This window comes from Actinomadura sp. KC345 (genome assembly GCF_004348515.1).
In the GTDB taxonomy this organism is placed as follows: domain Bacteria; phylum Actinomycetota; class Actinomycetes; order Streptosporangiales; family Streptosporangiaceae; genus Spirillospora.
Window position 1 is genome coordinate 20,524 of the sequence record NZ_SMKH01000036.1, and the last position, 18,431, is coordinate 38,954.

General features: G+C 72.3%; 18 protein-coding genes. 12 read left to right on the plus strand and 6 right to left on the minus strand.

Annotated elements, in window-relative coordinates; genetic code table 11:
* Positions 1–66: 66 nt before the first annotated feature.
* From E1281_RS09050 to E1281_RS09065, 4 genes are read right to left on the minus strand one after another with little or no spacing between them, the layout of a single operon-like run.
* The gene (locus tag E1281_RS09050; RefSeq protein WP_131876818.1) at positions 67–924 is read right to left on the minus strand and encodes an ABC transporter ATP-binding protein; all 858 of its coding nucleotides are present in this window, start codon (positions 922–924) and stop codon (positions 67–69) included.
* 51 nt (positions 925–975) lie between these two features.
* Positions 976–1,779, minus strand: a complete 804-nt coding sequence (locus tag E1281_RS09055; RefSeq protein ID WP_131876819.1) for an ABC transporter permease — start codon at positions 1,777–1,779, stop codon at positions 976–978.
* The gene (locus E1281_RS09060; RefSeq protein ID WP_131876820.1) at positions 1,776–2,552 is read right to left on the minus strand and encodes an ABC transporter permease subunit; all 777 of its coding nucleotides are present in this window, start codon (positions 2,550–2,552) and stop codon (positions 1,776–1,778) included. Before E1281_RS09060 ends, E1281_RS09055 begins: the two co-directional genes overlap by 4 nt.
* A complete protein-coding gene (locus tag E1281_RS09065; protein ID WP_131876821.1) occupies positions 2,549–3,535 on the minus strand; it encodes an ABC transporter substrate-binding protein in 987 nt (328 codons plus the stop codon). The genes E1281_RS09060 and E1281_RS09065 overlap by 4 nt, the downstream gene beginning before the upstream one ends.
* A 444-nt stretch (positions 3,536–3,979) precedes the next feature.
* Between E1281_RS09065 and E1281_RS09070 the strand changes: the two genes are divergently transcribed.
* The 12 genes from E1281_RS09070 to E1281_RS09115 all read left to right on the plus strand — a co-directional run bounded on the left by E1281_RS09070 (position 3,980) and on the right by E1281_RS09115 (position 17,419).
* Entirely contained in the window at positions 3,980–7,243 is a 3,264-nt protein-coding gene (locus tag E1281_RS09070) for a nitrate- and nitrite sensing domain-containing protein (RefSeq protein WP_207943188.1), read from the plus strand.
* Positions 7,240–7,692 (plus strand): roadblock/LC7 domain-containing protein, encoded by a 453-nt coding sequence (locus E1281_RS09075; RefSeq protein ID WP_131876823.1) that lies wholly within the window; start codon positions 7,240–7,242, stop codon positions 7,690–7,692. Before E1281_RS09070 ends, E1281_RS09075 begins: the two co-directional genes overlap by 4 nt.
* 31 nt (positions 7,693–7,723) lie before the next feature.
* On the plus strand, positions 7,724–8,176 hold the full coding sequence (locus E1281_RS09080; RefSeq protein ID WP_131876824.1) for a DUF742 domain-containing protein: 453 nt from the start codon (positions 7,724–7,726) through the stop codon (positions 8,174–8,176).
* 40 nt (positions 8,177–8,216) lie between these two features.
* Entirely contained in the window at positions 8,217–8,831 is a 615-nt protein-coding gene (locus tag E1281_RS09085; RefSeq protein ID WP_131876837.1) for an ATP/GTP-binding protein, read from the plus strand.
* Between the two features lie 105 nt (positions 8,832–8,936).
* Positions 8,937–9,710 (plus strand): SGNH/GDSL hydrolase family protein, encoded by a 774-nt coding sequence (locus E1281_RS09090; protein WP_131876825.1) that lies wholly within the window; start codon positions 8,937–8,939, stop codon positions 9,708–9,710.
* A gap of 195 nt (positions 9,711–9,905) precedes the next feature.
* Positions 9,906–13,508: an AAA family ATPase gene (locus E1281_RS42550; RefSeq protein ID WP_131876826.1), complete on the plus strand. Its 3,603-nt coding sequence runs from the start codon at positions 9,906–9,908 to the stop codon at positions 13,506–13,508.
* A 198-nt stretch (positions 13,509–13,706) separates the two neighbouring features.
* Positions 13,707–14,876 (plus strand): LCP family protein, encoded by a 1,170-nt coding sequence (locus E1281_RS09100; protein ID WP_131876827.1) that lies wholly within the window; start codon positions 13,707–13,709, stop codon positions 14,874–14,876.
* A gap of 38 nt (positions 14,877–14,914) precedes the next feature.
* The gene (locus E1281_RS09105) at positions 14,915–15,211 is read left to right on the plus strand and encodes a hypothetical protein (RefSeq protein ID WP_131876828.1); all 297 of its coding nucleotides are present in this window, start codon (positions 14,915–14,917) and stop codon (positions 15,209–15,211) included.
* An 85-nt stretch (positions 15,212–15,296) separates the two neighbouring features.
* Complete coding sequence (locus E1281_RS40090) at positions 15,297–15,455, plus strand: hypothetical protein (RefSeq protein ID WP_165958841.1); 159 nt, start codon at positions 15,297–15,299, stop codon at positions 15,453–15,455.
* Between the two features lie 170 nt (positions 15,456–15,625).
* Positions 15,626–15,781 (plus strand): hypothetical protein, encoded by a 156-nt coding sequence (locus E1281_RS40095; RefSeq protein WP_165958842.1) that lies wholly within the window; start codon positions 15,626–15,628, stop codon positions 15,779–15,781.
* 101 nt (positions 15,782–15,882) lie between these two features.
* Positions 15,883–16,371, plus strand: a complete 489-nt coding sequence (locus tag E1281_RS09110) for a glutathione peroxidase (protein WP_131876829.1) — start codon at positions 15,883–15,885, stop codon at positions 16,369–16,371.
* A 133-nt stretch (positions 16,372–16,504) separates the two neighbouring features.
* Positions 16,505–17,419, plus strand: coding sequence for an oxidoreductase (locus tag E1281_RS09115; RefSeq protein WP_131876830.1), 915 nt, complete (start codon positions 16,505–16,507; stop codon positions 17,417–17,419).
* On the opposite strand, the gene E1281_RS09120 is transcribed toward E1281_RS09115, so the two are convergent.
* Together E1281_RS09120 and E1281_RS09125 are read right to left on the minus strand one after the other, a co-directional pair.
* Positions 17,416–17,991 carry a TetR/AcrR family transcriptional regulator gene (locus E1281_RS09120; RefSeq protein WP_131876831.1) on the minus strand — a complete coding sequence of 192 codons (576 nt, stop codon included), beginning with the start codon at positions 17,989–17,991 and terminating at the stop codon, positions 17,416–17,418. The two genes, E1281_RS09115 and E1281_RS09120, sit on opposite strands and share 4 nt — an antisense overlap.
* A 71-nt stretch (positions 17,992–18,062) precedes the next feature.
* Positions 18,063–18,431, minus strand: a 369-nt coding sequence (locus tag E1281_RS09125) for a methylated-DNA--[protein]-cysteine S-methyltransferase (protein WP_131876832.1), incomplete at its 5' end; no start/stop codon positions are given.

The window sequence follows — 18,431 nt, forward strand, 5'->3', positions numbered from 1 at the left end:
GGCCCCGTCCGCCCCGGTCTCGTTCCCGTTCGCCGCTCGTGGCGGCGGTCTTCACATGCGGGCCGTTCAGCGGGCGGGCTTGGTGCCCTGGCCCGCGGCGGACTCCTTCAGGTCCTCCGCCTCCGGCTTCGCCGACCCGGACTGTGCGCCGGCGGGGGCCGCGCCGGGCACCTTCGCGCCGCCGCGGACCAGCCGGCCGACCTCGGCCCGGAGCTGGACGAACTCGGGCAGACCCCGGGTGTCGATCTGGTCCCGGACGGAGGGCAGCCCGACCTGGAGGTCGGCGTGCACCCGGGCGGGCGAGCGGTTCAGCACGACCACCCGGTCACCGACGTAGACGCTCTCATCGATGTCGTGGGTGACCAGGAGGATCGTCATCTTCTGGGTGCGGTGCACCTCCAGAACGAGGTCCTCCAGGTCCTCCCGGGTCTGGGCGTCCACGGAACCGAACGGCTCGTCCATCAGCATCAGCGAGGGGCGGTAGGCCAGCGCACGCGCGATCGACACGCGCTGCTGCATCCCGCCCGACAGCTGCCACGGGTACTTGCGGCCCGCGTCGTGCAGGCCGACCGACTCCAGGGCCTCCTGCGCGGCGGCGCGCCGCTCCGAGCGCGACTTCCCGCGCCGGCGCAGCGGCAGCGCGACGTTGTCGCGGACGCTGAGCCAGGGGAACAGCGATCGGCTGTAGTCCTGGAACACCACGGCGAGGTCGTCGGGCACGCCGGTGATCGGCTTCCCGTCCAGGGTGAGGTTCCCGCCGGTCGGGCGGATCAGCCCGGCGATGCAGCGCAGCAGGGTGGACTTGCCGCATCCGGACGGCCCGACGATGCTGACGAGCTGCCCGTCCGGGACGGTGAGGTCCAGGCCGTCGAGGGCTCGGTGGCCGTCGCCGTAGGAGTGTGTGAGGCCGGTTATCTGAAGCATCGCGGCCGCCTTTTCTGTGTGTGCGTTCTGAGGGTCAGCATGGGGTCGTCGTCAGTTCGCGAGCCGCTGCGCGCCGACGTGCCAGGACAGGAGGCGTCGTTCCAGGAGCATGAAGACGGCGTTGAACAGGAACCCGAGGATGCCCAGCATGACGATGCCGGCCCACATCCGGGGCAGCTCGAACGCCCGCTGGGCGCCGATGAGCTCGGAGCCGATGCCCGCGGTGCTGCCGAACAGCTCCGAGATGACCATGAGGATCAGCGCGAACGACAGCGCCACCCGGAGTCCCGCGAAGATCTTCGGTGCCGCCGCCGGGAGGATGATCGTCACCATCCGGCGCAGCCGGCCGATGCCGAACACCCGGGCCGTCTCCAGCTGGAGGCTTTCCACGGTGCGGACGCCGTCGCAGGTGTTGAGCAGCACCGGCCACACCACGCCGAACGCGATCGTGACGATCTGCATCGTCGCGCCGAGCTGGAACACGATGATGAAGAACGGCAGCAGCGTCGGCGGCGGCACGGCCCGCAGGAACTCCAGCACCGGGGACGCCATGTCGTACAGGACCTGGGACCGTCCGATCGCCGCGCCCACCACGACGCCGACGGCGCCCGCGGCGGCCCATCCGACGAAGAGGTGGGTCAGGCTGGTGGAGAAGTCGTCCGTCGCGTTGTCCGTAAGGAACAAACTGGACGCGGGCCCCGAGAACCAGAGTTCGTGCAGCGCCTTGATGATCGTGCTGGGCGGCGGGAAATAGGTCTCGTTCACCGCACGGGTGATCAGCTCCCACCCGATGACGAAGAGGACGACGAGCCAGGCGCGTTCGACGAACCCTCGCAGGGCTTTCAGGGCCCTCATGCGATCCCCTCCACGCGGGCGCTGTGCCAGCGGAACGCCACCCGTTCTAGCCCGAGAAGGGCCAGGTTGGCCAGCAGTCCGAGCACACCGGCCCAGACGGCCCCGGCCAGCAGCAGGTCGGTCCGGCCGCCGCCGGCCTGGGTGGAGCTGAGGTAGATTCCCACGCCGTTGACCCCTCCGGCCAACAGCTCGGTGCTCACCACGACGATGAGGGCGACGGACGCCGCGATGCGGACGCCGGTGGTGATGAACGGCGCGGCGCTCGGGAGCGAGACGCGCCACAGGACCGACGGCGTCCCGAACCCGAACGCGCGCAGGCTCTCCTTGGCGACCGGGTCGACGTCGCGGAGCGCGTACAGGGTGTTGATGAGGATCGGCCACAGGCAGGCGTAGAAGATCAAGGACATCTTCATCTGCGTGGGGTCGGCGAACAGGATGATGGCGAGCGGGATCAGCGCGACCGAGGGGATGGGGCGCAGGAGTTCGACCAGCGCGCGGGAGGCGGTGCCCAGCAGCGGGACCGAGCCGAGCAGGACGCCCAGCGGGACCGCCACGAGCACCGCCAGCGCGAGCCCGCCGAACCACGCCCGGATCGTGGCCCCGACGTCGAGGAGGAAGTCCTGGTCGACGGCCAGTTTCCCGGCCTCCCCCAGAACGGTCGACGCCGGGGGCAGGGCGGTCTCGTCGATGAGGCCGGCACGGCTCACGGCCTCAAGGAGGACGACCACCCCGGCAGCCCCGGCGGCGCCGAAAGCGATACGGCGAAAGTTCATGCGGCGGAGTCGGCGATGAACTGCTTGACGTCGATTTCCTTCTCCACGTAGGCGAACTCGTGCATCAGGTCCGCCACGCGCTGGAGGCGGGTGGCGCTCAGCGTGGTCGGGAAGGTGCCGTAGCTCATCGTGGAGGCGACCTTGGAGTCGATGCCCTTGGCGAAGGTCGGCAGGGTGTCCTGCACGAGCTTGCGGTCGGCGGCCATGCCCTGCGCCTTCTGCAGTGCGCGCTGGAAGGCGGCGGTCGTCTTCGGGTTCTCCTTGATGAACTTCTCGGTGGCGGCGTAGCCGGCGATCGGGAAGTCGGCGGTCGGTCCGCTGGACAGGTCGGCGACCATGCGGGCGCCCATCGACTGCTCCATCTGGGTACCGAACGGCTCGATCGCCTGGACGGCCTCGACGCTCTCGGACTTCAGGCTCTGCTCCATGTTGGGCGGAGGGATCTCGACGAAGTTCTCGTCCTCGTCGAACTCCACGTTCACGGGCTTGGCGGCGGCGCGGACCAGCAGCGTGCTGATGTTGCGGCGGGTGTTGACGCCGATCTTCTTGCCCTTGAGGTCCTGGACCGTGCGGTACGGGGAGTCCTTGCGCACCATCAGCGTGTGGGTCTTGGAGGCGCTCTGGAAACCCTCGGCGACGATCTTCGGCTTGAAGCCGGGGTCCTTGACGCCGGCGGTGAACAGAGAGACGTAGTTGCCGAAGCTGAAGTCCAGCCGACCGCTCTTCAGCAGCGGGATACCCGCGGCGCCGCCCTGGATGACCTGAGTCTTCACGTCCAGGCCCTCGGCCTTGAACAGGCCCTTGTCGATGGCGATCTGAACCGGCGTGGTGTCGGCGACGGTCATCGTGCCCAAGGTGATATCGGACTTCTCCAGGCCGTTGGCCGGGGTGCCCTCGTCCGAGTCGCCGCAGGCGACCCCGGTGAGCCCGAGCGTGATGGCGAGTGCGCCGCCGATGACTGTGCGGCGGTGGGAAGCAGACATGAGCAACGCTCCAGTTTGCGGGGGAAGCTGGTTGAAAGCTGATCTTTCAACGAGGCGGGAGCGTAGCGCACCGCGGGCGCGCCATGGGCGAGATGCTAGCTTTACGTGCACTTATGTGAACACTCATAAACAAACTGTGACATTCGTATCTCCTGCATCACAAGTCCAGACCTGTGTGATCATTCGGGTTGGCCATGATGGTTGCTCTGTGTTGCAATGTTCCGCGCTTGCCCACAGTGGTGCGGGCAGGTGACGCGACCCGGATCTCCGTCGGGGTCACTGTGCGCCGCGAGCGATCGACCCAGTGAGAGGTAGCGGAGGGCAGTGCGGAAAGCCGAAGGGGCCGAGATGGCCCCGCAGTCCCCTCAGCCAGGCCCGTCTGCCAGCGAAGACGCCCCCAAGCGAGGCTTCCTGGGAGGCCGGCTCAGGCTGCGCAACTGGCGTGTGCGGACGCGCCTTTTCGCCCTCATCGCGGTGCCCACGATCGTGGCCGCACTCCTTGCGGGCTACCGCGTCCAGGTGTCCATGGACGACGCCGAGGCCTACAGCCGCACCAACGAAATGGCTACTCTCGGTGAGAAGCTGACTGCGCTCGCGCATCACGTGGAGAACGAACGCGACGCGATGGCGATGCGGGCCGCGGGCGGTGCGCGCGCCGTCCCGGACGACGAACTCAAGTCGCGCCAGCAGACGGTGGACGGCGCCGCCGGCGAGGTGCGGGACGCCGCCGCCGGCGTCCAGACCGACGCCCCCGGGCTGGAACTGGCGCTCGGCAACGTCCTCGACCGCGTCGAGGACCTGCCCGCGCTGCGGACGCTGGCCGCGCGGCTCGCGCCCGGCCCGATCATCGACAAGTACGGCGAGTTCGTCGACGACTTCAGCGACTACCAGCTGCTGGTCTCCCAGGACGCCCCCACGCCCGAACTCGCGCAGAGCGCGCTGGCCCTCGCCGACCTCGCCGACGCCAAGGACGCCGCGTCGCGCGAGCGGGCGCTCATCAGCGCGGCCCTCTGGGAGGGGCAGTTCCTCCCCCTCGACCGCACCTCCGTCGACGACGCCCGCGCGGACCTGAACACCAGCATCGAGTCGTTCCGCGCGTCGGCCACGCCGGCTCAGCTGCGGATCTTCGAGGACACCGTCGCCGGCCCCGAGCTGGACCGTGCGGAGATCACCCGGCTGCAGACGCTCGCCGTCGCCGACGCGTCCCCGGATCTGCGGGTCAGGCTCGGAAGCCGCACCGCCCGCGGCTGGACGTCCGACTCCACCCAGCGGATCGACAAGCTGCGGAAGGTCGAGGAGGCCATCGCCGCCAGGCTCACCGAGACGACCGCGCGCGCCAAGACCGACGCCCAGACCACCGCGTTCCGCGACGGGGCGCTGCTGTTCCTCGTCCTCGCGATCGTCCTGGCGACCGTCATCGTCGTGGCCCGCTCGCTGGTGCGGCCGCTGCTGCGGCTGCAGTCCGGCGCGCTGGAGGTGGCCGGCACGCGGCTGCCGGGCCTGGTCGACCGGCTGCGCGATCCGGAGGCCGCCGCCGGAGGCATCGAGGTCGAGCCGATCGAGATCGACTCCACCGACGAGATCGGCCAGGTCGCGCGGGCCTTCGACGAGGTCCACCGCGAGGCGGTCCGGCTGGCGGCCGACGAGGCCGTCCTGCGTGGCAACATCAACGCGATGTTCGTCAACCTCTCGCGCCGCAGCCAGTCCCTGATCGAGCGCCAGCTGCGCCTGATCGAGGAGCTGGAGCAGAGCGAGCGCGACGAGGAGCAGCTCGGAAACCTGTTCCGGCTGGACCACCTGGCCACCCGCATGCGCCGCAACTGCGAGAACCTCCTCGTCCTCGGCGGGCAGGAGCAGGCGCGCCGGTGGAACCAGGCCGTCCCGCTCATCGACGTCGTCCGCGCGTCGCTGTCCGAGGTCGAGCAGTACGAACGGGTCGCGCTGCGGGTTCAGGGCGACATGACCGTCGCCGGCCCGGTCGTCAACGACCTCGTCCACCTCCTGGCCGAGCTGGTGGAGAACGCCACGGTCTTCTCCTCCGAGCACACCAAGGTGACCGTATCCGGCCAGATGCTGAGCGGCGGCGGCTCGATGCTGCAGATCACCGACAACGGCGTCGGCATGTCGGCGGAGGAGCTGGAGCAGGCCAACTGGCGGCTGGCGAACCCGCCCGTCATCGACTTCTCCGCGGCGCGCCGCATGGGCCTGTTCGTGGTCGGCCGCCTCGCGGTCCGGCACGGCATCCGGGTGGAGCTGCGCGCCGCCCAGGGCGGCGGCCTCACCGCGTTCGTCGTGCTGCCGGACGCGGTGATCACCCCCGGCGAGACCAACGGCGTCGGCGCCCGCGGGTTCGGCGGCCGCGAGACCGAGGGCCAGCAGCTCGCCGCGCTCACCACCGCCGCCGAGCCGCCCGCCATCGGCGGCGGCGCGTTCCGGCAGGACGACTACGGGCCCGCGGCGCAGCCGCCCGGCGGGCCCGCGGTCGCGCCGATGGGCGGGGGGACGGGGTCCCACCCGATGGTCGGGGGCTCCGGCACCGGGCCGCTGCGCCCCCTGCGCGGCGGCACCGGCCCGCAGCCGGCGATGAACGAGACCGGCCCGATCCCGGCCGCCGGCACGGGCGCGCACGCCGCGGTGCCCGGCACCGGCCCGCAGCCGGCCGTTCCGCACGGCGAGCAGGGGCCGCCGGGAGACCGGCGTCCCCCCGTGGACGATCCGTACCAGCCCGGGGACCGCCAGCCGCCGCGCAGGCCGGGCGAGCTGCCGGTCCGCCGGCCGGGCGCGCAGCTGCCGGGACGCCCCGCCGACGAAGGCATGCCCAACGGCCTCTTCCAGCCGCGCAACGAGCGCCGGCAGGACGGCGGATCCGCCAACGGCGCCTACCACCAGAGCGGCCCGCAGTCCGTCGTCCCGGAGGCCCAGCCGATGGTGCCCGATCCGGGCGCCGGACGGCAGATCCCCTGGGGGACGGGACCGCTGGAGCAGGTCGGCGGGAACACCGGGCAGGGGCAGGATCCCTACGGGGACGGTTCACCGGCCGGCGGCCGGCCACGGCTCGGCCGCTCCCAGTGGGAGACCGGCGAGATACCCGCGCAGGAACCTTCCCGACCCGGCGCGATGTCCTCGCCGCACGCGCCGCAGGAGGCCGCGAACCCTGTCCCCGAACCGGCCATGCGGGCGCCCCAGGCCCCGCCGGCGCAGGCTCCGCCCGAGCAGAAGGCGCCGCCGCGGGGACCCGAGCGTTCGCCCATCTTCGACGCGATGCAATCGGAGTGGTTCATGCGGAGGTCGGGAGACGGGTCCGGGGAGGATCCGGTGCGCGGCTGGGAGTCCCCGGCGGACGCGGGGTTCCGCGCCGCCGAGGCCGCCCGTGAGCCCGTCGCGACGTCGCGCACCAGCGTCGGGCTGCCCAAGCGGGTACCCGGAAAGAACAGGGTCCCGGGGGCGGTCGGCCGTGCGGCCGCCCCGGCGGGGAACGCGCAGGCGGCCGGTCCGGCGCAGGGCCAGGCTCCGCCGGCACCGGGCGGGCACGGACAAGGCCAGCACACAGAGGGTCAGCAGGGATTCGGCCAGACGGCCGATGTTGTACGCAACCGTTTCGCGAGCCTTCAGCGGGGCGTCCATCGGGGACGCCACGAGGCCCGCGGTGCAGGCACGTCAGGTGAGGCGCCGTCACAGGGTGACGGCGAGACAGGAGGCACCCGGTGAGCGGGCAGGATCTCAACTGGTTGGTGACGAACTTCGCGGACCGTGTCGCGAAGGTCGCGCACGCCGTCGTGGTCTCCTCGGACGGATTGCCGATGGCGTACTCGGCGGGCTTCCCGCCCGAGCGCGCGGACCAGCTCTCCGCGATCGCCTCGGGCCTGATGAGCCTGACCCAGGGCGCGGCGAAGATCTTCGACGCGGGCGGGGTGAACCAGACCGTCGTCGAGATGGACCGGGGCCTGCTGTTCGTGATGTCCATCACGAACGGGTCGGTGTTCGCGGTGCTGGCCGCGCCCGACTGCGACCTCGGGCTCGTCGCGTACGAGATGACGCTGCTGGTCGAGCGCGTCGGCCGGGTGCTGACGCCCGCGCTGCGCGCCCAGGAGCAGGGACAGCCTCCGTACTCGGGTCCTCCGGTGACGGAGATGGGTGCCGGCCCCGCCCGCTATTAGACCGTGACTGACTCTGACGGAGGTCGGCGACATGGATCGAGGCAGCTTCGGAGGCAGTCCCGGGGGTCCCGGGCGCTGGCCGGGTGACCAGGGGCGGGCCCCGGCCCCGGCGCGCCCGCCCGAGCGCGGCGAGGGCGACGCCAGCTCGCTGGTGCGCCCGTACGCGGTGACCGGGGGGAGGACCAAGCCCCGCTACGACCTGGCGATCGAGGCGCTGGTCACCGCGGCGCCGTACCCGCCCCGGGACGTGGCCGTCCTGACGCCCGAGTACCGGGCGATCATGGACCTGTGCCGCTCGGCCCGTTCGGTGGCCGAGGTCTCGGCCCTGCTGCGCCTGCCGCTCGGCGTGGCGCGGGTGCTCGTCGCCGACATGGCCGTCGAAGGGCTGCTGCGGCTCCACCAGTCCCAGCCCGCCACCACCGCCGGCGGACAGCCGGACCTCCGCTTGCTAGAAAGGGTGCTCAGTGGCCTTCGGAAGCTCTGACCAGGTTCCGGCCCCGGGGCCGCACGGCGGAGAGGCCGAGCTGACCTCGGTCAAGATCGTCGTCGGCGGCGGGTTCGGCGTCGGCAAGACCACCTTCGTCGGGTCGGTCTCGGAGATCATGCCGCTCACCACCGAGGCGGTGATGACGGCCGCCAGCGCCGACGTGGACGACCTGTCGGCCGTGCCCGACAAGACGACCACCACGGTCGCGATGGACTTCGGGCGCGTGTCGCTCGACAGCGAGCTGATCCTGTACCTGTTCGGCACGCCCGGCCAGCATCGCTTCTGGTTCATGTGGGACGACCTCGTCCGCGGCGCGATCGGCGCCGTCGTGCTGGTCGACACCCGCCGGCTGGAGGACTGCTTCGCCGCGGTGGACTACTTCGAGGAGCTCGGCCTGCCGTTCGTGGTGGGCGTCAACGGGTTCCACGGCGAGTTCCAGTACGCGGTGGAGGACATCCGCGACGCCCTGTCGATCAGCGCGCACGTGCCGATCGTCCAGTGCGACGCGCGGAGCCGCGAGTCCACCAAGCAGGTGCTGATCACCCTCGTCCAGCACGCGATGTCGATGCAGGCCGCACCGCCCGCGGGCGCCTCCGCGCCGCCCGCCGCGTCCGGCGGCCAGGTCGGAACCGCCTCGCCGAGCTGGACCTGACCCGGGCCTTCCCCCCGGTTCCGGAGCGGGCTACGGTCGCGTAGGTCGTGTGCACGATGCATGATTATCTTCGTGATCGACCATGAACCGGAAATGGGGGTTGCGATGAGCGAATTGGAGCGGATCCGGACGTACGTGGCCCTCGGCGACAGCTTCACCGAGGGACTGAACGACCCCTACCCCGGCGAGGAGGACCGCTTCCGCGGCTGGGCCGACCGGCTGGCGGAACTCCTCGCCGAGCGGCACTCGGGGCTGCACTACGCCAACCTCGCCGTCCGCGGCAAGCTCGCCCGGCAGATCGTCGAGGAGCAGGTCCCGCGCGCCGTCGAGCTGGGGCCCGACCTCGTGACGCTGTGCGCCGGCGGCAACGACATGATCCGCCCGGGGGCCGACCCCGACGCGCTCGCGGTCGTGTTCGACGACGCCGTCCGCCGCCTGCGCGCCACCGGGTCGCGCGTCGTCGTCTTCACCGGCTTCGACACCCGCGGCCTGCGCAGCGGCGGCCGCATCCGCGGCAAGGCCGCCACGTACAACATGCACCTGCGCGCCATCGCCGACCGCCGCGGCTGCACCGTCGTCGACCTGTGGCCCCTGCGCGTGTTCGACGACCCCCGTGCCTGGTACGAGGACCGCCTCCACCTCTCGCCGGAGGGGCACCGCCGCATGACCCTCCTCGTCGCCGAGGCCATCGGCCTTCCCACCGGCGGCGACTGGCGCGAGCCCTGGCCGCCGCTGGACCGGGCCGACTGGCTCACCTCGCGGCGCGAGGACGTCCGCTGGGCCCGCACGTACCTCCTGCCGTGGATAGGCCGCCGCGCCACCGGCCGCTCCACCGGCGACGGCCGAGCCCCCAAACGTCCCACCCCCCTTCCATTGTGACCGCACTGCGGTAGAACTGACGATCGTGACGACCTCAGCCGGCACCGCCACCCCGCACCGACCCGAACAACCGCGATCGCGTCCGAAGGCAGGTTTCGAGCCTGCGGGAAACCTGATCGCCGGAGCGATGCGGCGGTCGCACCGCGGTTCCCGCCGAAGGAGGGCGCTCCAGCGCCTGACGCCAAGGGCACCGCAGTGAAACTCCCGGATCACCTTGAAGTGCTGCTCACCGAGGAGCCGGTACTGGACGTGTACGCGTACGGTCCCTGGCGCGTGCCCGACGGGCTGTACGAGGAGTTGCGGGAACGGACCCTGGAGTACAACCGGGATCCGCGGGCGGTGGTGCTGACGCGGCAGCTCAGCGACTTCTACGGCGGCGACACCAGCGCGGCGGGCGCCGAGCAGTGGTCGCTGCTGACGTTCCTGCTCGGCGCGTCGGCGGTCCGCGGCGGGTCGCGGGGAGACGTGGACTACGAGCTGCTGTCGGCGTTCCTCGCCAAGCCCGAGTCGGCCGTCCGGGATCCGCTGGCCTGTTTCACGCAGAGCGGGCGGTGGCGTCCGCCGGGCCTGTGGCTGCCCGAGCCCGCCGGCGACGACCGTGAGCGGCGGACGGTGATGTTCGAGCTGGCGCGTGCGGGGCTGGACGTCTTCGAGGGCCTGGAGCCGGTGGAGCGGCGGCGGCGGGCCCTGATGGACCTGTTCGACAAGCGCGCCGCCGACCCCGGGCTGCGCGAGCAGGACATGAGCGTCCCCATCGGGCGGCTGGACGACCTGTGGGCGTCCGAGGTGACCGATGAGGAACTGGCCGTCCTGCCCGAGCTGGCGGGGCCGGTCGGATACCTGGGGTGGGCGTGCGCGGGACTGGACGCCGCGCACGAGCGGCTGGCGGGAGCCGTCGCGGACGGAGACGAGCCTGACGTCGCGCTCGCCCGGCTGCTCCTGGCGGCCGGGGTCTCCGTCGTCCCCGCGGAGCTGGCGGTGGTGCTGGGCACGGTGCGCTACGAGAACCTGGAGGAGCGGTTCCGCGCGGCGAGGGAGGGCTTCTCGGCCGAGGCGTGGCAGCTCGACGTGCGGGCCTGGCTGGCGCGGGGGCTGGTGGCGGGGGAGGCGGACGCGTCCCGTGCCTGGCTCGACATGGCCATGCGCGTCACGGGCGCGGCGCAAGGGCTTCCGGACCCGCCGCTGAGCCCGCGCGGAAGCCGCGTGCCCGTGCGCGCGTTCCAGACCGACCTCCGGCGCCTGTTCACCGCGCGGCGGGTCCTCAACACGCTCGGCGCCTCGCTCGCGGGCGGCAAGGGCGGCGAGGCCGCCGAGCCGGGCGAGCGGCGCCCCCGGCACGACGCGGTCGCCGGGGAGGTGCTGGTCGGGCAGCCGGAACTGTCCCGGGTGCTCCAGGACGCGGTGGCCGCGCGGCTGGCGGGGGAGCGTCCCGTCCGGCTGCTCATCGCCGGCCCGGAGGGCACCGGCAAGGGGACCGCCGCGGAGGCGGTGGAGCGCGGGCTGGCCGAGGGCGGCGCGGTCCGCGAGGCCATGTGGATATCGGACCAGGTGTTCGCGTCGCTGGGGGTGAGCGACGCCGTCCTCTGGCTGCAGGCCCGCGTCCGCGACTGCCTGGAGGCGCGGATGCTCCTCGTGGTGGACGACCTTGAGAAGCTCGCCGCGCACGAGCGGTGCGGCGCCGCGGCCGTGGAGGAGCTCCGGCGCCTCATGGCCCGCTCTCCGTCCCTCAGCGTCGTCGCGCTGTGCCGCCCCGGCGGGGACCGGCGGCTGTTCGACGCCAACCCGGCGCTCGTCCGGGCGTTCGACGTGGCCCGCACCCGCGACTTCGGCGAGGAGGACTTCGCCGAGCTGTTCACGCTGGCGGTCGCGAGGCGCGGCGCCCGCGTCGAACCGGGCGTGGCCGCCGCCGCGGCCGCCATGCTCCGCCGGACCCCTCCGCTGCTGAACCTGCGCGGCGCGCGGCTGGTGGAGCACCTGGCCGCCGAGGCGGTCGCCGCGGCCGCCCGGCGCGCTGCGGACGAGGCGGACGAGGACCAGGGCGCCGCCGCGCAGGCCGGCCCCCCGGAGGTGACGGCGGCGGACGTGCCGCAGCGCCTCATCCCGGGCCGCTCCGCCGGCACCGACCCGCTCGCCGAGCTGGCCGCGTGCGCCGGCATCGAGCCCGCCAAGCGCGAGGTGGACGCGCTGGTCGCCGAGGCCAAGGCGGCGCGGCTGCGCCGCGAGGCCGGCATGACCGCGAGGGCGCGGCCCCGGCACCTGGTGTTCATCGGGAACCCCGGTACCGGGAAGAGCAAGGTGGCGGGCATCCTGGGCCGTCTCTACGCCGACCTCGGGGTGCTGACGTCCGGGCATCTGGTCGAGGTCGAGCGCGCCGACCTGCTCGGCGAGTACGCGAGCGAGAGCGTCCTGCGGGTCCGCCGGGCCGTGGAGCAGGCGCACGGCGGCGTCCTGGTCGTCCGTGACGCGCACGCCCTGGTGTCGCCCGCCGCCGACGCCGCCCGGGGACGCGAGGTCCTGGACGTCCTCCTCACCGGCCTGCAGGCGCACACCGAGGACCTCGTCGTCGTGCTGACCGGGCCGGAGGCGGAGCTGAACGGCCTGCTGAAGTCCCGCCCCGACCTTGCCGCGTTCTTCCCCCGCACCGTCCGGTTCCCCGACCTCGCCGAGGACGAGCTGGTGGAGGTCTTCGCGGCCAAGGCCGCCGACTCGGGGTTCGCGCTGGCGGACGGCGTCCTGGACAAGGTCCGGGCACTGGCCGAGGCGGCGCCGCGCGAGCGCGGGTTCGGCAACGCCCGCGCCATGATCAACCTGCTGGACCGGGCGGTCGCGATGCAGGGCCGGCGCGTCCTGGCCGACGGCATCGTGGACGAGACCGAGTCCCTGGACGAGATCCTCCTGGAGGACGTCCCCGACACCCTCAGCCGCGGCCGCGACGACGTGCCCGGCGACCCGCTCGCCGAGATCGACCGGCTGATCGGGCTGGCCCACATCAAGCGGGAGGTCTCCTCCCTGGTGGCCGAGGTCCGCGCCGAGCAGCTGCGGCGCGACGCCAAGCTCGCCCCGGCGCCGCCGTCCCGGCACATGGTCTTCATGGGCAACCCGGGCACCGCCAAGACGACGATCGCCCGGCTGATCGCCGCCGTGTACGCGCGGCTGGGGCTGCTGTCGTCCGGGCACCTGGTGGAGGTCACCCGCGCCGACCTCGTCGCCGAGTTCGTCGGGCAGACCGCGCCGCGGGTCCGCGGCGCGGTCGAGCGCGCCCTCGGCGGCGTGCTGTTCGTGGACGAGGCGTACGCGCTGACGTCCTCGGGCGGCGACCGGCGCGACTTCGGCCACGAGGCGATCGCCGAACTGCTGCGGCTGATGGAGGAGCACCGCGGCGACCTGGTGGTCATCGTCGCCGGCTACGACGCCGAGATGGAGGAGTTCCTCCAGGCCAACCCGGGGCTGCGGTCGCGGTTCCCGAAGGTCCTGCGCTTCCCGGACTACTCGGACGACGAGCTCGTCACGATCTTCGAGTCCATGGCGGCGGAGGCCGGGTTCGCGCTCGCGTCCGGGACCCTGGACCCCGTGCGCCGGCTGGTCGCCGCGCAGCCGCGGGGCTCCTCGTTCGGCAACGCCCGGCTCGTCCGCAACCTGCTGGAGGCGGCGATCTCCCGGCAGGCGCGGCGCATCACCGCGGAGGACGGCGAGGGCGCCGGCGTCGACGCCGCCGAGGTGGGGACGCTGCGCTCCGAGGACCTCCCCGACGCCCCGCCGCCCGAGCGCGGCGGCATCGGCTTCGGCGCCTACCTCTAGCGCGGAGCGTGAACCGTCTGTGGAAACGCCGTCCTGCGCCGATGCGCCGCCTCCGCGCGTACCGCCCGCCAACGGCGGCGTGCGACCTGAGGGCGAGGGGTTCCGCTTCCCATGTCACATGGAGCGGTGATTTGTAGCGGTGGACAATCATGCACGAGAAGGACGCGGCGGACGCTCGGGAAGTCTAAGGTCTACGGCATGAGTGACGGCTGGCCGGAAGGCTGGACACGCAAGGAGGGCGACCGCGTGGCTCGTAGCAGGCACGGCTCCGTCCCGGCGGAGCACCACCAGCCCGCCTACGGGCGCGAGCCGTACGGGGACCCGTACGGCGACCCGTACGCGGGCGACCAGCTTCGCGGTGGAGGCGGCTACGACCAGGGCGACCCCTACGGCGGGCCCCCGCCCAGGCGGCGGCGGCGCCGCCGGACGGGGCGGGTGTTCGGCGCCGTCCTGCTCGTCCTGCTGCTGGTCATCGTCGGCGGCTACTTCTACCTGGACTCCCGGCTGAAGCGCGAGGCCGTGCTGGAGGACTACCCCGGCCGGGTCGCCGACACCCCGGGGACGAACTGGCTGATCGTCGGCTCCGACAGCCGCGAGGGCCTGTCGAAGGCCGAGCAGAAGGAGCTCAGGACGGGTTTCGCCGCCGGGCGCCGCACCGACTCGATGATGCTCCTGCACTACGGGTCCGGCGGGACGTCCCTCATCAGCCTTCCGCGCGACTCCTACGTCCCGATCCCGGGCAAGGGCCGCAACAAGCTGAACGCGGCGTTCGCGTTCGGCGGGCCCAAGCTGCTCGCCCGGACCGTGGAGGAGGCCACCGGCGTCCACCTCGACCACTACGCCGAGATCGGCTTCGGTGGCTTCGTCGGCATCGTGGACGCCCTCGGCGGGGTGGACATGTGCGTCAAGGAAGACATCAAGGACCCCAAGGCGGGCCTCGACCTCAAGGCCGGCTGCCAGACCCTCAACGGCGGTGACGCGCTCGGGTACGTGCGGACCCGCAAGTTCGCCCGCGCCGACCTCGAACGGGTCGAGAACCAGCAGCAGTTCTTCGGCGCGCTGATGAAGAAGGCGGCGAGCCCGGGGACGATCATCAACCCGTTCAAGAGCATCCCGCTGGCGAAGAACGCCACCAGCAACTTCCTGGTGGACGAGGGCGACCACCTGCACCACCTCATGCGCATGATGTGGGCGATGAAGGGCGTCAGCGGCGGCGACGGCGTGTCGACCACCGTCCCGATCGGCGGCAGCGGCAGCTCGGCCGCGGCCGGCTCGTACATCACCTGGGACAAGGACAAGGCGACCAGGCTCTTCGACGCGCTCAAGCAGGACAAGGAGATCCCGCCGGACGTCGTCGAGAAGAAGTGAGCGGGACTGGCCCGCTCCGGCCCGGTTAGAGTCAGGGCATGTCCGAAGCGACGCCCGGCGGAGCCGCCGGACTGGACGAGCTGTCGTCCAAGGAGCTGTACGAGCGGGCGATGAGCCTGGCGAGGGAGCGGCGCGACGTCGGCTTCCTGTGGGACCTGCTGCGCGCGATCCCCCCGGCGGCCGCCTCCCTGGGCGAGGTCGGCCGCGCGGAGTTCGACCTTCTCCACGGCCTGGCGCTGCTGGAGGAGTTCACGCACGCGGGGGAGGGGGAGATGGCGGACGCGCTCCGCCCCCTCTACATCGACTACCTCGCCGAGCACGCCAACGGGACCTGACCGTCTCTTTGCGTGCCTTTGATCTCTGTCGGGCCGGGACTGGGAAACACTCTCCGTAGTCGTCTGACCGCAGAGGGTGGTTGAAGTGAACAAGAAGCATATGAAGATCGCCGGCATCGCCTTCGGTGTGTGGTACGTCATCAGCAGGCCCGAGGGCGCGGCGGGTCTGGTCAACAACGCCCTGAGCGGACTCGGCACCGCCGCCGAGTCGTTGTCCCAGTTCATGAGCGCCATCCCGAGCTGACGGACGGCTCCCTGGCCCCGTACCTCCGGCGGTACGGGGCATCTTCGCGCGCGGTCACCAAGCGGTTGCCTCGGCGTCACAGTAAAATCGCGCTTTGCGGGCAGACGCGCCTGGGCACAATTGGATCGGGTCAGTTGTGTCGCTGCGCTACAACCAGGGACGGCGTACGGATGAAGAAGAACCTCCGCTATGTGGCGATCGCGTTCGTCATCTTCTACTTGTTGAGCTCACCCACGGACGCGGCCAACGTGGTCAACAACGCCTTCAGCCAGCTCGGCGAGGCGGGCAACCAGCTTGCGGCCTTCGTGAACGCGTTGGGGACGTGAGGTCGCGCCGCCGTCCCTGGACCGGGTCCCGGGGCGGCGGCGGGAAGAGTTGGGACGAGGGCATGGCCGGTCACCAGGGGTGATCTCCTAGTATCGGCACCATGTCTGTCTTCGACGTAGAGATCGACGGCCTGCTCGGCGGATCCGCCGACCTCGGCCAGTACCGGGGCAAGGCCGTGCTCATTGTCAACGTCGCCTCCAAGTGCGGCCTCACCCCGCAGTACTCCGGCCTGGAGCGGCTGCAGGAGCGGTACGCGGGACGCGGCTTCACCGTGCTCGGCGTCCCCTGCAACCAGTTCATGGGTCAGGAGCCCGGCGCCGCCGGCGAGATCGCGGAGTTCTGCTCGGCGACCTACGGCGTCACGTTCCCGATGACCGAAAAGGTCGAGGTCAACGGGGACGGCCGGCACGCGCTCTACCAGGGCCTGGTCGGCTCGCCCGACGCCGAGGGCCACACCGGCGACATCCGCTGGAACTTCGAGAAGTTCCTGATCGCCCCCGACGGCACGGTCGCGGCGCGCTTCGCGCCGCAGGCCGAGCCCGAGGCCGACGAGGTCGTCGCCGCGATCGAGAAGCATCTCCCCGCCTGAGGCTCGGACGCGCCCTCCGGACGCCGGAGGGCGCGTCCGACGGCTGTGAATTGCGCCACATCCCGAACCGGTTGTCCCCTATTCGAGAACACGTCTAGTTTTTGAAGTCGCGATATGACGTGGAGGTGGCCCCATGCGCGGATGGACGACCGGGAACATCCCCGATCTGCACGGCCGGCGGGCGATCGTCACCGGCGCCAACAGCGGGATCGGGTACCACACCGCGCTCCAGCTCGCCCGGCGCGGCGCGTCCGTCGTGCTGGCCTGCCGCAGCGCCGAGCGCGGCCAGGCGGCCTTCGACCGCGTCAGGGCCGCCGCGCCGGACGCCGACCTGGTGCTCGGCTCCCTGGACCTCGCCGACCTGTCGTCCGTGCGGACGTTCGCGGAACGGCACGGCGACGCGGCCCTCGACATCCTGGTCAACAACGCCGGGGTCATGGCCATCCCGAGCCGGCGCACCGCCGACGGCTTCGAGATGCAGTTCGGCACCAACCATCTCGGGCACTTCGCCCTCACCGGCCTGCTGCTGCCCGCGCTGCGCTCCACCCCGTCCGCCCGCGTGGTCACGGTCACCTCGGGGTTCGCCTGGTCCGGCCGCCTGAACTTCGACGACCTCCAGAGCGAACGCGGGTACCGCAAGTGGAGCGCCTACGCCCAGGCCAAACTCGCCAACCTGCTCTTCGCCAAGGAACTCGACCGCCGCTTCCCCGAGCCGACCAGCGTCGCCGCCCACCCCGGCTACGCGGCCACCAACCTCCAGCAGACCGGCCCCAGGATGCAGGGCAGCACGCTCCTGGAGAAGGCCGCCGGCATGGGCAACGCCGTGGTGGCGCAGTCCGCCGCGGCGGGCGCCCTGCCGTCCCTCTACGCCGCCACGGCCCCGGACGTGCACGGAGGCGCCTGCTACGGCCCCCGCCTGCTCCAGTACCGCGGCGCCCCGACCGAGGTGGTCACGCCCCCGCAGGCGAACAAGCCCGAGCAGGCCGAACGCCTCTGGGAGGTCTCCGAGACCCTCACCGGCGTCACCTACGCGGCCGCCGCGCCCTAGCGAAGCCCCCGGGTGGCCTGCGCCAGCGTCGCCGCGACGACGCCCTCGGCCTGGGCCGGCGCCCGCTCCGCGAGCCGCGCGGCCGCGTCGACCAGCCCCTGGATCAGCTCGGCCCGCACCGCCGCCTCGGCGACGCCCGCGTCCTCCAGCGCGCCGACGAGCGGACGCAGCAGCATCGCGTGCCCCGCCCGGATCCGCTCAAGGGCCGGTTCCGCCAGCGCGTGCTCGGCCAGCGCGACCGCGGCGGCGTGCCGCCCGTCCGTCATGACCCCGAGCTGGACCCGGATGTACGCCTCGACCTTGCCGTCCAGGTCGGCGGGGCCGGCGAGGGCCTCCTCGACGAGCGACGCCCACCGGGGCAGTTCCGCCTCGACGATCGCCGCGACCAGGTCGTCCTTCGACCGGAAGTACTCGTACAGGCTCGGCCGCGACAACCCGACCCGTCGCGCCAGCGCCGCGAGCGACAGCGCCTCGATGCCCTCCTCGGCCACCAGCGCCCGCGCGGCGTCGAGCAGCGTCCGCAACTGCCGCGCCCGGTGCTCGGCGACGGTCGCCTCACTGATCCTCGGCACGCCCCCATCCTACGTTTCCCGACTACGAGTAGGTAAGTTCCCGATCGGGCCGAGCGCGCGGCCCGGCGCTCTCACGGGCCCTGGGCGATGTCCCAGTCGAGGGTGGCGGGGAGGGCGCCTTCCAGGGTGAGGAGCCAGCGCTTCACCTCGACGCCGGAGCCGCCGCTGTAGCCGCCCAGGCCGTTCGAGGCGACGACGCGGTGGCAGGGAACGATCAAGGGGATCGGGTTGGCGCCCATCACCTGGCCGATGCCCTGCGCGTGGACGCCGGTGCCGCTTCGGTCGCCGAGGTCGCCGTAGGTGATGACCTCGCCGTACGGGACGCCGCCGTACAGCGTCGCGAGCACCTGCCGCTGGACGTCGGAGGTGAGCCGCCAGTCGATCGGGACCTCGAAGTCCTTCAGGTCGCCGGCGAAGTAGTCGCGGAGGGCCGACAGCGC

Coding starts and splice junctions, on each gene's coding strand:
- E1281_RS09055 (WP_131876819.1), bottom strand. CDS start 1,779: ATGAGGGCCCTGAAAGCCCTGCGAGGGTTCGTCGAACGCGCCTGGCTC.
- E1281_RS09050 (WP_131876818.1), bottom strand. CDS start 924: ATGCTTCAGATAACCGGCCTCACACACTCCTACGGCGACGGCCACCGA.
- E1281_RS09080 (WP_131876824.1), top strand. CDS start 7,724: ATGGATCGAGGCAGCTTCGGAGGCAGTCCCGGGGGTCCCGGGCGCTGG.
- E1281_RS09060 (WP_131876820.1), bottom strand. CDS start 2,552: ATGAACTTTCGCCGTATCGCTTTCGGCGCCGCCGGGGCTGCCGGGGTG.
- E1281_RS09090 (WP_131876825.1), top strand. CDS start 8,937: ATGAGCGAATTGGAGCGGATCCGGACGTACGTGGCCCTCGGCGACAGC.
- E1281_RS09110 (WP_131876829.1), top strand. CDS start 15,883: ATGTCTGTCTTCGACGTAGAGATCGACGGCCTGCTCGGCGGATCCGCC.
- E1281_RS09100 (WP_131876827.1), top strand. CDS start 13,707: ATGAGTGACGGCTGGCCGGAAGGCTGGACACGCAAGGAGGGCGACCGC.
- E1281_RS09065 (WP_131876821.1), bottom strand. CDS start 3,535: ATGTCTGCTTCCCACCGCCGCACAGTCATCGGCGGCGCACTCGCCATC.
- E1281_RS40095 (WP_165958842.1), top strand. CDS start 15,626: ATGAAGAAGAACCTCCGCTATGTGGCGATCGCGTTCGTCATCTTCTAC.
- E1281_RS09105 (WP_131876828.1), top strand. CDS start 14,915: ATGTCCGAAGCGACGCCCGGCGGAGCCGCCGGACTGGACGAGCTGTCG.
- E1281_RS09115 (WP_131876830.1), top strand. CDS start 16,505: ATGCGCGGATGGACGACCGGGAACATCCCCGATCTGCACGGCCGGCGG.